Origin of the sequence: Nocardia sp. NPDC050175 (assembly GCF_044459885.1) — a bacterium.
Lineage (GTDB): Bacteria > Actinomycetota > Actinomycetes > Mycobacteriales > Mycobacteriaceae > Nocardia.
Genome location: NZ_JBITJI010000013.1, coordinates 179,852 through 193,405 on the forward strand (window position 1 = coordinate 179,852; position 13,554 = coordinate 193,405).

The 13,554-nt window shown below is 67.1% G+C and carries 13 protein-coding genes; 9 read left to right on the forward strand and 4 right to left on the reverse strand.

All coding sequences use genetic code 11. The features are described from left to right. Positions 1-54 precede the first annotated feature (54 nt). From fdxA to ACIBK2_RS35630, 4 genes are all read left to right on the forward strand, one after another. Positions 55-378 carry a ferredoxin gene (gene fdxA, locus ACIBK2_RS35615; protein WP_364722265.1) on the forward strand — a complete coding sequence of 108 codons (324 nt, stop codon included), beginning with the start codon at positions 55-57 and terminating at the stop codon, positions 376-378. A gap of 7 nt (positions 379-385) precedes the next feature. Then, positions 386-1,492, forward strand: a complete 1,107-nt coding sequence (gene dapC / locus ACIBK2_RS35620; protein WP_396973947.1) for a succinyldiaminopimelate transaminase — start codon at positions 386-388, stop codon at positions 1,490-1,492. 90 nt (positions 1,493-1,582) lie between these two features. Continuing rightward, positions 1,583-3,217, forward strand: a complete 1,635-nt coding sequence (gene pruA / locus ACIBK2_RS35625) for an L-glutamate gamma-semialdehyde dehydrogenase (RefSeq protein WP_396973949.1) — start codon at positions 1,583-1,585, stop codon at positions 3,215-3,217. A 4-nt stretch (positions 3,218-3,221) separates the two neighbouring features. Next, positions 3,222-4,178 carry a proline dehydrogenase family protein gene (locus ACIBK2_RS35630; RefSeq protein WP_396973951.1) on the forward strand — a complete coding sequence of 319 codons (957 nt, stop codon included), beginning with the start codon at positions 3,222-3,224 and terminating at the stop codon, positions 4,176-4,178. Between the two features lie 6 nt (positions 4,179-4,184). Here the strand turns inward: ACIBK2_RS35630 and ACIBK2_RS35635 are convergent, their stop codons facing one another. Next, positions 4,185-5,051 carry an oxygenase MpaB family protein gene (locus ACIBK2_RS35635; protein ID WP_396973953.1) on the reverse strand — a complete coding sequence of 289 codons (867 nt, stop codon included), beginning with the start codon at positions 5,049-5,051 and terminating at the stop codon, positions 4,185-4,187. A 154-nt stretch (positions 5,052-5,205) separates the two neighbouring features. On the opposite strand from ACIBK2_RS35635, the gene ACIBK2_RS35640 reads away from it, so the two are divergent. Continuing rightward, entirely contained in the window at positions 5,206-5,838 is a 633-nt protein-coding gene (locus ACIBK2_RS35640) for a TetR/AcrR family transcriptional regulator (RefSeq protein ID WP_396973955.1), read from the forward strand. A gap of 7 nt (positions 5,839-5,845) precedes the next feature. Here the strand turns inward: ACIBK2_RS35640 and ACIBK2_RS35645 are convergent, their stop codons facing one another. Further along, the gene (locus tag ACIBK2_RS35645; RefSeq protein ID WP_396973957.1) at positions 5,846-6,559 is read right to left on the reverse strand and encodes a hypothetical protein; all 714 of its coding nucleotides are present in this window, start codon (positions 6,557-6,559) and stop codon (positions 5,846-5,848) included. A gap of 98 nt (positions 6,560-6,657) precedes the next feature. Next, a complete protein-coding gene (locus tag ACIBK2_RS35650) occupies positions 6,658-7,512 on the reverse strand; it encodes an oxygenase MpaB family protein (protein WP_396973959.1) in 855 nt (284 codons plus the stop codon). Positions 7,513-7,658: 146 nt separating this feature from the next. On the opposite strand from ACIBK2_RS35650, the gene ACIBK2_RS35655 reads away from it, so the two are divergent. Further along, positions 7,659-9,086 (forward strand): acyl-CoA synthetase, encoded by a 1,428-nt coding sequence (locus ACIBK2_RS35655; RefSeq protein ID WP_396973961.1) that lies wholly within the window; start codon positions 7,659-7,661, stop codon positions 9,084-9,086. 397 nt (positions 9,087-9,483) lie between these two features. Here ACIBK2_RS35655 and dapD read toward each other — a convergent pair whose 3' ends face one another. Beyond that, a complete protein-coding gene (gene dapD, locus ACIBK2_RS35660; RefSeq protein WP_396973963.1) occupies positions 9,484-10,431 on the reverse strand; it encodes a 2,3,4,5-tetrahydropyridine-2,6-dicarboxylate N-succinyltransferase in 948 nt (315 codons plus the stop codon). Between the two features lie 503 nt (positions 10,432-10,934). Between dapD and dapE the strand changes: the two genes are divergently transcribed. The 3 genes from dapE (at position 10,935) to ACIBK2_RS35675 (ending at position 13,548) form a co-directional block, all read left to right on the forward strand. Continuing rightward, positions 10,935-12,038 (forward strand): succinyl-diaminopimelate desuccinylase, encoded by a 1,104-nt coding sequence (gene dapE / locus ACIBK2_RS35665; protein WP_396973965.1) that lies wholly within the window; start codon positions 10,935-10,937, stop codon positions 12,036-12,038. Positions 12,039-12,196: 158 nt separating this feature from the next. Next, the gene (locus tag ACIBK2_RS35670) at positions 12,197-13,006 is read left to right on the forward strand and encodes a TIGR00730 family Rossman fold protein (RefSeq protein WP_396973967.1); all 810 of its coding nucleotides are present in this window, start codon (positions 12,197-12,199) and stop codon (positions 13,004-13,006) included. Continuing rightward, the gene (locus ACIBK2_RS35675; RefSeq protein WP_396973969.1) at positions 13,000-13,548 is read left to right on the forward strand and encodes a TIGR00730 family Rossman fold protein; all 549 of its coding nucleotides are present in this window, start codon (positions 13,000-13,002) and stop codon (positions 13,546-13,548) included. The genes ACIBK2_RS35670 and ACIBK2_RS35675 overlap by 7 nt, the downstream gene beginning before the upstream one ends. Positions 13,549-13,554 lie beyond the last annotated feature (6 nt).

Consider the following 13,554-nt stretch of genomic DNA (forward strand, 5'->3'; position numbering starts at 1 on the left):
TTCGCAGGGCGGCGGACTATCTCCGCAAGGTGAGGACAGACTAGGAGAACGTCAGTGACGTACATCATCGCTGAACCGTGCGTTGACGTGCTGGACAAAGCATGCATCGAGGAATGCCCCGTGGACTGCATCTACGAGGGTGGCCGCATGCTGTACATCCATCCCGACGAGTGCGTGGACTGTGGTGCATGTGAACCGGTGTGTCCGGTGGAGGCGATCTTCTACGAAGACGACACTCCGGACCAGTGGAGTGGATACGTGAACGCCAACATCGACTTCTTCAACGAGCTGGGATCGCCCGGCGGCGCCACCAAGGTCGGCAAGGTCGCCCACGACCCGCCGTTCATCAAGGAACTGCCGCCGATGGCGAGCGAGTAGCTCGGCCGTGCCGGTACGTGCTCGGGTCAGCAGTCTGCTCCCCGATTTTCCCTGGGACACCATCGCTTCGGTGAAGGCGAAGGCGGCGACGCATCCCGGTGGGATCGTCGACCTGTCGGTCGGCACCCCGGTGGACCCGGTCGATCCGCTCATCCGCGCGGCCCTGAGTTCGGCGTCCGCCGTGCCCGGTTACCCGGCGACGCACGGTACGCCCGAGCTCCGCGCGGCCGCGGTCGACGCGCTCAAGCGGCGCTACGGGATCACCGGACTCGACCCGGCGGCGGTGCTGCCCGCGATCGGCACCAAGGAACTGATCGCCGGACTGCCCCGGCTGCTCGGCCTCGGCTCCGACGACCTGGTCGTCATCCCCGAGGTGGCCTACCCGACCTACGAGGTGGGTGCGCTGTTCGCCGGCGCGCAGATCGTGCGGGCCGACGGCCTCACTCAGCTCGGACCGCGGACGCCCGCGTTGATGTTCGTGAACTCCCCGTCGAATCCGACCGGCCGGGTGCTCGGCGTCGATCACCTGCGCAAGGTCGTCGAATTCGCTCGCGAACGCGACGTGATCGTCGCCTCAGACGAGTGCTACCTCGGCCTCACCTGGGAGGGGCGCGCCGTCTCCATCCTGGATCCCGAGGTCAGCGACGGCGACCACACCAACCTCCTTGCCGTGCACTCGCTTTCGAAGACCTCCAACCTCGCCAGCTACCGCGCGGGCTTCGTCGCGGGCGACCCGGCCCTGGTCACCGAACTGCTGGAAGTGCGCAAGCACGCCGGAATGATGGTGCCGTTCCCGATCCAGGCCGCGATGACCGCTGCGCTCAGCGACGACACGCATGAGGCGCAGCAGCGCGAGCGGTATCGGGTCCGTCGCGAGGTACTGCGAAAAGCCTTGCTACAAGCCGGTTTCCGGATCGACCACTCCGAAGCGGGGCTCTACCTCTGGTCGACTCGCGGCGAACCGTGCCGCACCACCCTCGACTGGCTCGCCGACCGTGGCATTCTCGCCGCGCCCGGAGATTTCTACGGTCCCTCCGGCAGCGAACACGTCCGCATCGCGCTGACCGCTACCGATGAACGGATCGCCGCCGCTGTCGAACGATTGACCGCGTAGACCACGCGGTCGGCAGGCCGTCGCGCTGACGGACGGCCGACACGCACGGCGGGCAAAGGCACGGGGCGCGAGCCGGCGTTAGCCTGAGGTATGGACGCTGTCACGGTTGTTCCTACTCCCAGCAACGAACCGGTGCACTCGTACGCACCGGGCAGTCGCGAGCGGGAACTGTTGGTCGCCAAGCTGGCTGAGATCGCTGCGGACAGCGTCGAGGTGCCGCTGGTCATCGGCGGTAAACATCGGCCGGGGATCGGCGAGCGGCACAATATTGTCGCGCCGCATCGGCACCGTCAGGTGCTGGGGACCTATACCGATGCCACGCATTCCGAAGCGCAGGGCGCGATCGACGCGGCGCTGGCGGCGGCGCCGGGGTGGCGGGCGTTGCCGTTCGACGAGCGGGCCGCGGTGTTCCTGCGGGCCGCGGATCTACTGGCCGGGCCTTGGCGCGAGACCATCGCCGCGGCGACCATGCTCGGGCAGTCGAAGTCGGCGCAGCAGGCGGAGATCGATGCGCCGTGCGAGTTGATCGACTTCTGGCGGTTCAATGTGGCGTTCGCACGGCAGATCATGGCGCAGCAGCCGGAGTCGAGCGCGGGGGTGTGGAACCGGCTGGACTATCGGCCGCTGGAAGGGTTCGTCTACGCGATCACGCCGTTCAACTTCACCGCTATCGCCGGGAATCTGCCGACCGCGCCCGCGTTGATGGGGAACACGGTGGTGTGGAAGCCGTCGCCGACGCAGACGCTGTCGGCGTTCTACACGATGCGATTGCTGGAGGCGGCGGGGCTGCCGCCGGGTGTCATCAACATGGTGACCGGTGACGGCATCGCCCTGTCGGAGGTGGCGCTGGCCGATCCGCGGCTGGCCGGGATTCATTTCACCGGCTCCACCAAGACATTTCAGTATCTGTGGCAGCAGGTCGGCGCGAATCTCGGCCGGTATCACGGTTATCCGCGGTTGGTCGGTGAGACGGGCGGTAAGGATTTCATCGTCGCGCACCCGTCAGCTGATCCGGATGCGTTGCGGACCGCGCTGATTCGTGGCGCCTACGAGTATCAGGGGCAGAAGTGTTCGGCTGCCTCGCGCGCTTACATCGCGCGTTCCGTGTGGCGCAAGATGGGCGACGAATTCCTGCACCGCACCGCGGAACTGACCTACGGCGACGTGACCGACCTGTCCAATTTCGGTGGTGCGCTGATCGATCAGCGTGCCTTCGACAAGAACGCCGCCGCGATTCGACGTGCCAGGGATGCCGGGTTGACCATCCCGGTCGGCGGCACCTACGACGACAGTGCGGGATTCTTCGTCCGTCCGACGGTGCTGCTGGCGGACGATCCGCATGACGAGTCGTTCGCCACCGAGTATTTCGGGCCGATCCTGTCCGTGCATGTCTATGATGACGCCGAACCCGGCTCGTACGCGGCCATTTTGGCGGAGATCGACGCGGCAGCACCGTATGCGCTGACCGGGGCGGTGTTCGCGCAGGATCGCCAAGCGGTCGAACAGGCAGGCGCCGCACTGCGATTCGCGGCGGGCAACTTCTACATCAACGACAAGCCGACCGGTGCGGTGGTCGGCCAGCAGCCGTTCGGCGGCGCCCGCGCGTCCGGTACCGACGACAAGGCAGGGTCCCCGCTGAATCTGCTGCGCTGGGTGTCCGCGCGCACGATCAAGGAAACCTTCGTGCCACCAACCGATTACCGCTACCCGCACATGGGCGAGTGACCCGGTGAATCCGCTGCGTCCTCTCATCCTCGCGGCGGCGGACTCGCCGCGGCTGAAACGTGCGCTCACCGGTATCCCGGTCACCGCCGACATCGTGCGGCGATTTGTGGCAGGGGAGACCAGGGCCGACCTCATCGAGGTGGCGCGGACGCTGCTTAACAGCGGACGGATGGTCAGCGTGGACTTCCTCGGGGAGAACACCACCGACCGAAGCCAGGCCGATGCCACCGTGGCCGAATACCTGTCGCTGATCAACGAATTGGCCGCGCTGGACCGTCCGGCACTACCCGGCATCGACGCCCCGCCCGTCGAGGTGTCGGTAAAGCTGTCCGCCCTCGGCCAGGCCTTGCCGGTGGACGGGCCCGCGATCGCCACCGAGAACCTGCGCATTCTGTGTACCAAGGCAGCCCAGGCCGACGTGTGGGTGACTGTCGACGCCGAAGACCACACCACCACCGATGCCACGCTGGCCACGGTCCGCGAACTGCGCGGTGAATTCCCTTGGCTCGGTGCTGTTCTACAGGCCTATCTGCATCGAACTGAAGCGGATTGCCGTGCACTGTCCGGGCCCGACTCGCGAATCCGGTTGTGCAAGGGCGCTTATCGCGAGCCACATGAGGTGGCTTTTCAACGTACGTCCGAGGTGACCGAGTCCTACCTGCGCTGCCTCGAAACGCTGATGCGCGGCGACGGCTATCCGATGGTGGCCTCACACGACCCGGTGCCGATTGCTGAGGCCGAGGGTCTCGCGGCGGAAAGCGGCCGTGGCCCTGATCAATTCGAATACCAGATGCTGTACGGCATCCGCGATGCCGAACAGCTGCGGCTGGCCGCGGCGGGTAAAGCGGTCCGGGTCTACGTGCCCTACGGCAGCCAGTGGTACGGCTATCTCACCAGACGGCTTGCGGAACGGCCCGCCAATCTCGGGTTCTTTCTCCGCGCTCTCGTCAGCAAGTCCTGAAAGTCCCTACACCAGTGGCTTTCCCAGTCGCAGCCGCCTGCGCAGATCGAACAGGTAGATGTTCAACGGAAACATCCGTGCCTGCTTCGGTAGTCGGGTGTGTACGACCGAGATGCCGCGCAGCATCCGGTCGAATCGGCGCTGGTCCCGGTCGGTCCAGGTCATCCGCATCTCGTCGCGCACGTGCTGCGGCAGCAGTCCCGCCACGATGAATCGCTGCAGCTTGGCGAAGGTGAATCGGATTGGCGGCGGCATCATTTCGAGATCGATGATGCCGTCGAAGTACTCGCGCAGGGCGGGCTCGATTCGGTACTGCGCGAGGTTCTCCTCCCACCACGGAAAGAACTCCGCGCGATCGGCGGGCCACAGCTCCTGGCGCATCTGCAGTGTCGTGCCGAGCCGCGCACTGTATTGGTAGAGCGCCTCGGCGGTCGCTGGATCCAGCGGGCCGTGCATGCGGGTGTAGAGGTCGTCGATGCCCCAGTAGATGGTGGCCGCCACCCACAGCTGCAGCTTCGGATCGAAGGCGTTGTATTTCACCGGGCTCTGCGGCCCGGAGTGGACCGGGCGGTGCGAGTGGTTGACCGCCGCGCGGTAGGCCGCGCGTTCCTCGTCGGAGCCCATCATGGCGACGGCGATGTAGGTCAGCGTGGTGCGCAGCCGCTTGACCGGATGCAGGGTGACCTTGCCGCTGTCCACGGTGCTCTCCAGCACGCCGCGGCCGACCGGGCGCAGGCTCAGCTGCATGATGACGTTGGCGGTGCCGCCGAGGAAGGCCGCGATGCCGTCCATGTACTGCTGGACGCTGTCCGGCGTGAGGGCTTGCTCGGCACGGTCCGGATCCGGCTCGGCGATGCGCAGTGGGGTGGTCATCGTTGACCTCGACTTTCTGTATCCGGACCGGCCCGGACAAGCGAACAGTGAGAAGGTTCTTAACTCACCTTCTCACTGCCTCGTCGATCATGTCAATGATGCGCTGCGATGCTTCTTGTGTCATCGTTTCGGCGATCCGGATAGGGTGGACGGCATGGCGAGGCTCAGCAGACTGCTGCCGTTGGTACGCGGCGCCGGTCCGGAAGACCGCAATCAGGCGCGCGTACTCGATGCCGCGATGCTGGCGTTCCTCGACTTCGGCATCAAGCGCACCAGCATGGTCGAGGTGGCTCGGCGCTGCGGACTTTCGCTCGCCACGCTGTATCGGCGCTTCGCCAGCAAATCCGATCTGATCGAAGCGGTCGGCCTGCGGCAGACCCGCGAGTTCGTCGAGCAGGTCGACGCGGCCTTGCAGCGTCAGGTCGATCGGGACGCGGGCGCGGAGGAACAGATCGTCGAACTGTTCGCCGCGTTCATCACAGGACTGCGGGACAACCGGCTCGTCCACCGGCTGCTCGCGACCGAGCCTGAACTGGTGCTGCCGTATCTCACCATCAAAGGCGCGCCCGTGCTCGAACTCGGCCGGGACTACCTGGCCGAGTTCATCGCCCGGCTGCAGCAGGAGGGCAAGCTGCCCGCCTACGATCCGGAGCCGCTCGCGGAAATGATCGCGCGCACGGCGTTATCGCTGGCGTTGACGCCGCAGACCGTCATTCCGCTGCATGACGAGGTGGCGATCCGGCAGTTCGCGCGCGATCACATCGTGGTGTCGTTCCGGGTGCCCTGACCGGGTCTCAGTGGCCGGTGGCGAGTTCGAGGGCGGCCAGCGGGAGTGCCCCGAGGATGTCGAGGGTCTGCTCTGTCGCGGTGCCGTGCGTGTGCGCCGCCACTGCGAAGCCGGGGCCGTAGGAGGCCGAGGCGACGTCTTGCTCGCCGAAATCCGACCAGCCCCACTTGGTGCCGAGGACGAACGGCAAGCGGGCGGTGCCCCAATCCTGTTCGGTGCCGTCGGTGGCGTGCTCGCCGGCTTCGGTCATCCATTCGAGGATCGGGGAGTTGGGGTCGGTGCGCAGTTTGGCGTCCAGGAAATCGGCCAGATCCGCGGTGCTGGTGTAGGCGGCGCCCCAACTTCCCGCTGAGTGGGTGTCGGTCAAATGGTATTCCGCGGCAACGGATTTGAGTGCCTGTGGATACTTGTTCTCCATGGTGGTGGCCGCACCGTCGTCGGAGTAGCGGATCATTCGTTCGGCGAGGTCGCGGTCCGCGCGGGAGCCGTCGCCGTGCCGTAGGGCGTAGTCGGCGAGATAGAGCTTCGTCAGCGACAGGCTGGTGCGTGCTTCGTGTTCGTTCGCGGTGCTCCAGTTCGCGCCGAAGGTGGAGCGGATGGAAATCGCGGTGCGTGGTGGGACCACCGCAGGGTCGGGTGGTTCCGCGTAGGCGGTAGGCACGACGAGCGCGCAGTAGGTCGCCGCGGCGGCGGCCGCGGTCACAACAGTCCGATAGCCCATCGTTTCCTCCTGGCTCGGCCCCCTGTGTGCTCTTCGAGATAACACCGATCAGCAGTGAAAAGTCGCTCGCGACACGCGGTAGCTGATCAATTGCCCAGTCAGACGAGGGGGAGGCCGAGACGACGGCGCAGGCGCAGGTCCAGCAGGTAGGCGTTCATCGGGAACATGCGCGCCTGGCGGGGGAGCCAGGTCTGCGTGGTGCCGAGGGTGCGCATGATGCGCTGCAGGGTGCGCTCGTCGCGGGCGGTCCAGGTGCAGCCCATCTGGTCGCGCAGATGTTGCGGGAGCAGGCCCGCCACGAAGAAGCGATGCGGGCGGCCGAAGGCGAGTTGGACCGGGCGGGGCAGCATCTTCAGATCGATCAGGTCGTTGAAGTAGTCGCGGATCGGCGGATCGATCGTGGTGCCGGCCAGATGTGCGTCCCAATACGCGGCGAAGGCCTGCCGATCGGCGGGCCACATGTCTTGGCGCACTTGCAAAGTGGTGCCGAGACGGGCGCTGTAGCGGTAGAAGGCATCGGCTGTTGGCTCGTCCATGGGGCCGTGCATGCGTTCGTACAGATCCTTCGCGCCCCAGTAAAGGCAAGCGGCAACCCACAATTGGAGGCTCGGATCGAAGGCGTTGTAGCGGACCGGACTCGACGCGGTCGAATGCACCGGGCGATGCGAACGATTGACCGCCTCGCGATAGTCGGCGCGTTCGTCCTCGGTGCCGAGCATGGCGACAGCCAGATAGGTGATCGTGGTTCGCAACCGTTTGACCGGGTGCAGCATGACCTTTCCGCTGTCGACGGTGCTCTCCACCACGCCGTAACCGACCGGCCGGGTGCTGAGCTGCATGATGACGTTCGCGACGCCGCCGAGCAGGCCGGCGATGCCGTCGATGAACTGGGTGATGTCGAGCTCGGCCGGCGGTTCGGTCTCGTGCGTCGTTGCGCGAAGTGGCCTGGTCATCGTTGACCCCTGTCTCATTGAGAAGGCTATGCACTTACTGTCTCATCGCCTCATCGTGTGTGTCAACGGTCACATCGACGGTTCATTCACCTGTGATCGGCCGAGGTGTTGCGGGCCGGACGGGGCGGGCGAAGTAGTTTGGGCGCATGTCGTTCGGTCCGCCGTTGCTGCTCAGTTCCCTGAATCCGCTCGCCGTCGCAGGCGGGGCGGATATTCCGGATGCCGTCACCATCGACGGGGTGACGCTCTCGCGCAGTGATCTGCTCGGCGCCGCGACCTCCGTCGCCGAGCGGGTGGCCAGGGCCGATCGGGTCGCGGTGCTGGCCAAGCCGACCGTGAGCACGGTGCTCGCGGTGGTCGGTTGCCTGATCGCCGGGGTAACCGTGGTTCCGGTGCCGCCGGATTCGGGAACCGCTGAGCTCGCGCACATTCTGGCCGATTCCGGGGCGCAGGCCTGGCTCGGGGAGGCGCCCGAGGGCAGTGAATTGCCGGTGGTGCCGGTGCGGGTGCACGCCAGGTCATGGCATACCTATCCCGAACCCGATGCTGCGGCAACCGCTTTCGTGCTCTACACGTCCGGGACGACCGGTTTGCCGAAAGGTGTTGTACTCAGCCGCGGTGCGATCGCGGCCGGGCTGGACGCGCTCGCCGACGCGTGGGCCTGGACCGCGAACGACGTTCTGGTGCACGGGCTTCCGCTGTTCCACGTGCACGGTTTGATCCTCGGTGTGCTCGGTCCGCTGCGCGTGGGCAGTCCGCTGGTGCACACCGGCAAGCCGACCCCGCAGGCGTATGCCGCCGCGCACGGCACGCTGTACTTCGGGGTGCCGACCGTGTGGTCGCGGGTTGTCGAAGATCCAGATGCCGCAAAGCAATTGGCCGACGCGCGGCTGCTCGTGTCCGGCAGTGCGCCGCTGCCCGTTCCGGTGTTCGAGCGGCTGCGTGAGCTCACCGGCCAGGCGCCGATCGAGCGCTACGGTATGAGCGAAACCATGATCACCCTGTCCACCCGCGCCGACGGTGAGCGCCGCCCCGGCTGGGTCGGCACTCCGGTGCGCGGCGTACAGACCAGGCTGCGCGACGAATCCGGTGCCGACGTCGCGCACGACGGCGAAAGCATCGGCGGCCTCCAGGTTTCCGGCCCGATGCTCTTCGACGGCTACCTCAACCGCGCCGACGCCACCGCCGAAAGCTGGACCGAAGACGGCTGGTTCAAAACCGGCGACGTCGCCGCCATCGACCCCGACGGCTTCCACCGCATCGTCGGCCGCGAATCGGTGGACCTCATCAAATCCGGCGGCTACCGCATCGGCGCAGGCGAAGTGGAGACCGCCCTGCTCGGCCACCCCGCCGTCGCCGAGGCCGCCGTAGTCGGCCTCCCCGACCCCGACCTAGGCCAACGCATCGTCGCCTTCGTCGTATTACGCGGCCCCGCACCGGCTTCCATCGAACAAGACCTGATCAATCATGTGGCGGACCAACTCTCGACCCACAAACGCCCTCGCGAGATCCGCATAGTCGAGTCTCTGCCACGCAACGCCATGGGCAAAGTCCAAAAAAAGCGCCTCACCTAGGGCGCGCCCGCCGCGCACGAATCGGCCCGCCGCGCACGAATCGGCTAGCGATTTCGTGCGCAGCGCCCCGAAACGTGCGCAGCAAGCCCGTGCGCGTGCCCCTCGGTGCTGCACCGGTGCGCGCCTGCCGCGCACGAATCGGCCTGCCGCGCATGAATTCGCCTGTCGCGCATGAATCGGCTAGCGATTTCGTGCGCAGCGCCCCGAAACGTGCGCGTCAGGCCAACGTGTGCGCGGCTCCGGTGCCGCTAGGGGGTGCGCGATTGACGGCGCGGCGTGCGAATCGTGTTCTGCCGCAGTGGGGTTGATAGCCGTCGACGTGCTTCGTGGGCTAGCGAGTGGCACAGGGGTGCGGCGTTTCGCGACCTCCATCGTGTGCCACTCGATGGGCTCCGGGTCAGTCGTTGGCGTGCAGGGCGGCGTTGAGTTCGATGCCGGTTCCCTTGCGGGGCACCACTTCTACCGCGCCGGTGACGGAGTTGCGGCGGAAGAGGAGGTTGTTCTGGCCGCTGAATTCGGCTGCTTTGACGACCGTGCCGTCGGGGGTGGTGACCTTGGTGCCTGCGGTCAGGTAGAGGCCGGCCTCTACGACGCAGTCGTCGCCGAGGGGGATGCCGACGCCCGCGTTGGCGCCGAGCAGTGAGCGTTCGCCGATGGAGATGACGGTGGTGCCGCCGCCGGAGAGGGTGCCCATGATGGAGGCGCCGCCGCCGACGTCGGAGCCGTCGCCGACCACGACACCGGCCGAGATGCGGCCCTCGACCATCGAGTTGCCGAGGGTGCCCGCGTTGAAGTTGACGAAGCCCTCATGCATGACGGTGGTGCCGGAGGCGAGGTGCGCGCCGAGGCGGACCCGGTCGGCATCGCCGATGCGCACACCGGAGGGGATGACGTAGTCGACCATGCGCGGGAACTTGTCGATGCTGTAGACGGTCACCGGGCCGCGGGCGCGCAGCTTGGTGCGGGTGGTCTCGAAGCCCTCCACCGCGGCCGGGCCGTGATTGGTCCACACCACATTGCTGAGCAGGCCGAACTGACCGTCCAGGTTCACCCCGTGCGGCCGGACCAGCCGATGCGAGAGCAGATGCAGCCGCAGGTAGACGTCGTGCGCGTCGACCGGAGCGGCGGACAGATCCGCGATCGTCGTGCGCACCGCGACCACGTCGACCCCGCGCGCCTCGTCGAACCCGACCAGCGCCGCGAACTCGGCGGGCGCGTCATCTAGCCGCTTCGTCCCCGTCTCGGCGAACTCGCCGAGCGCCGGACTCGGGTACCAGGTGTCCAGCACGGTCCCGTCCGCGGTCACATTGGCAATACCGACTGCAGCTGCTCCCTGAATGCTCACGTCAACAGAGATTACCGACCCATCCCCACCAGCGGTGAGCCCGCTCCGCCGATGTGCCCCACCACACGGACGACGGACGCGCCGCGCACGGATCTGCGTCGCGCGCACGATATTGCTGGCTGCTTTGTGCGCGGCGGGCAAATGTGTGCGCGGCGGGCCAAGATATGCGCGGCTCTCGTGCTGTGGTGCGCGCTGGTTGGCCACGGACTGAATGACAGCTGCGCGAAGGAGCGCGGCGCGCTGATTCGCGTCGTGCGCACGGAATCCGCGGCTGTTTTGTGCGCGGCGGGCAAATGTGTGCGCTGCCGTGGCTGTTCTCGTGGCCGTGCTGGTTGGCTGCGATCCAGCGGCCGTTGCATAACCAGGGTGGCGCGCACGGATCTGCGTCGCGCGCACGTTTTTGCCGGCTGTTTGATGCGCGGCACGCCAAGGAGTGCGCGGCAGGCGAATGTGTGCGCGGCGGTGCTTCGGTGGGTGGTGCGGGGCGGTCGTAGGGTGGGGGCGTGACCCTCGACCTGCGTGCTGACCCGATTACGTTGACTGCTGCCCTTGTCGATATTCCGAGTGTTTCGCGGGACGAGGTGGCGATCACCGACCTCGTCGAGCGGGCGCTGCGGGAGCAGACGAGTGGGTTCGAGGTGGTGCGGCACGGGAATGTGGTGCTGGCGCGGACGAATCGGGGGCTGCCCAGCCGGGTGGTGCTGGCCGGGCACTTGGATACCGTGCCGATCGCCGACAACGTGCCAGGGCATTTCACTGAGAACGAGGCGGGGGAGCGGGTGTTCTACGGCTGCGGGTCGGTCGACATGAAGTCCGGCGACGCGGTGTTCCTGCATCTGGCCGCGACGGTGGCCGAACCCGTGCACGACCTGACGTTGATCTTCTACGACTGCGAGGAGATCGCGTCGGAGTTCAACGGGCTCGGCACTATCGAACGCGAGCTGCCGGAATGGCTCGAGGGTGATCTGGCGGTGCTGGGCGAACCGTCCGGCGGCTGGATCGAGGCGGGTTGCCAAGGGACGCTGCGTGTTCGGCTGTCCACCGCTGGAACACGCGCGCATTCGGCGCGAGCCTGGCTGGGCGACAACGCGATTCACCGCCTGGCCCCGATCCTGCAGCGGCTGGCCGACTATCGGGCCCGCGAGGTCGACATCGACGGCTGCGTCTATCACGAGGGACTGTCCGCGGTGCGCGCCGCCGGCGGCGTGGCGGGCAACGTCGTGCCCGATGCCGCCGAGGTGGAGGTGAACTTCCGCTTCGCCCCGGACCGCACGGTCGACCAAGCCATCGAGCACGTCCGCGAGGTGTTCGCGGGCCTCGAGCTGACCTTCGAGGTGACCGACTCCGCACCCGGCGCGCTGCCCGGCCTGACCGCCCCGGCCGCCAAGGACCTGATCGCCTCGGTGAACAGCCACGGTGGCGGCGGCGTGCGCGCCAAGTACGGCTGGACCGACGTCGCCCGCTTCGCCGCCCGCGGCATCCCCGCGGTCAACTTCGGCCCCGGCGACCCCAACCTCGCCCACAAGCGCGACGAACACGTCCCCGTCGACCAGATCACCGCCGTCACCACGATGCTCCGCAACTACCTGACCGGCGCGGTGGGCTGAGACCCGCCCTATCTGTTCGATCACAGGCGGCGCTGAATCACGGGTTTGCTGGGGTGCAGGTTGCGGGGCTGTCTCAGGCCCGGGTCGGGCTACTGAACGTCGGACGACTTCTCGCCTCCAGGCAGTTGCGGTGCGCACTCCCCGGTAGCGTGGGCTGTATGTCCACCGACGCCGCTGACCGCGAGGTTGCCAATACGCAGAAGTCGACAGCCAAGTTTCGCGGGCCGATCATGCTCCGCCGGGACCGCAAGGATGGGACCGGCACGGCCGACCGGAATTTGCTGGACAGGCGCGGCGACACCGATTGGGTGCACACCGACCCGTGGCGGGTGCTGCGCATCCAAGCCGAGTTCGTCGAGGGTTTCGGTGCGCTGGCCGAGGTGCCGCGCGCGGTCACCGTTTTCGGCTCGGCCCGCACCGGGCCGGATCATCCGGAGTACCAGGCGGGCCGGGCGATCGGTGCGGCACTGGCCAAGGCCGGTTTCGCGGTGATCACCGGCGGCGGCCCCGGCGCGATGGAGGCGGCCAACCGCGGCGCGTGCGAGGCGGGCGGTTATTCGATCGGCCTCGGCATCGAGCTGCCGTTCGAGCAGAGCCTCAACGACTGGGTCGATCTGGGCATCAACTTCCGCTACTTCTTCGTCCGCAAGACGATGTTCGTGAAGTACTCGGAGGCGTTCATCTGCCTGCCCGGCGGCTTCGGCACCCTGGACGAGCTGTTCGAGGCGCTCACCCTGGTGCAGACCCGCAAGATCACCCGGTTCCCGATCATCCTGTTCGGCAGCAGATATTGGTCCGGCCTGGTCGATTGGCTGCGCGATTCGCTCGGCGGCTCCGGCAAGATCTCGCCCGGCGACCTCGGCCTGATCCACGTCACCGACAGTGTGGAAGAGGTCGTGCAGATCATCCTGGCCAGCGCGGAGGGCAACGGCGCGGAGGACGCGCTCGGTACGGAGGACCAGTGGTGAGCGAGCAGCCCTATTCCGTCTGTGTCTACTGTTCGGCAAGCACCGCCGATCCCACCTATCTTGCGCTGGCCGCCCAGGTCGGCACCGAGATCGCCCGGCGCGGTTGGCAATTGGTGTCCGGCGGCGGCAATGTCTCGATGATGGGCGAGGTGGCGACCGCGGCCCGGGCCGGCGGCGCCAACACCATCGGGGTGATCCCGAAGCATCTGGTGCACCGTGAGGTCGCCGATGTCGATGCCGACGAGCTGGTCGTCACCGACACCATGCGGCAGCGCAAACAGATCATGGAGGACCGCGCCGACGCGTTCCTCACCCTGCCCGGCGGCATCGGCACGCTGGAGGAGTTCTTCGAAACCTGGACCGGAGGCTATCTGGGACAGCACAATAAGCCGGTGGTGTTGTTGGACCCGAATGGCTTCTACCGAGGCCTTTTCCAGTGGCTCGACGAACTCTACGACCGTAAGTTCGTGCCCCAGCCCGCCATGGACCGCATTACCGTGGTCACCGATCTTTCGTCCGCCTTCACGGCATTGGAGGCGTGAGCAACA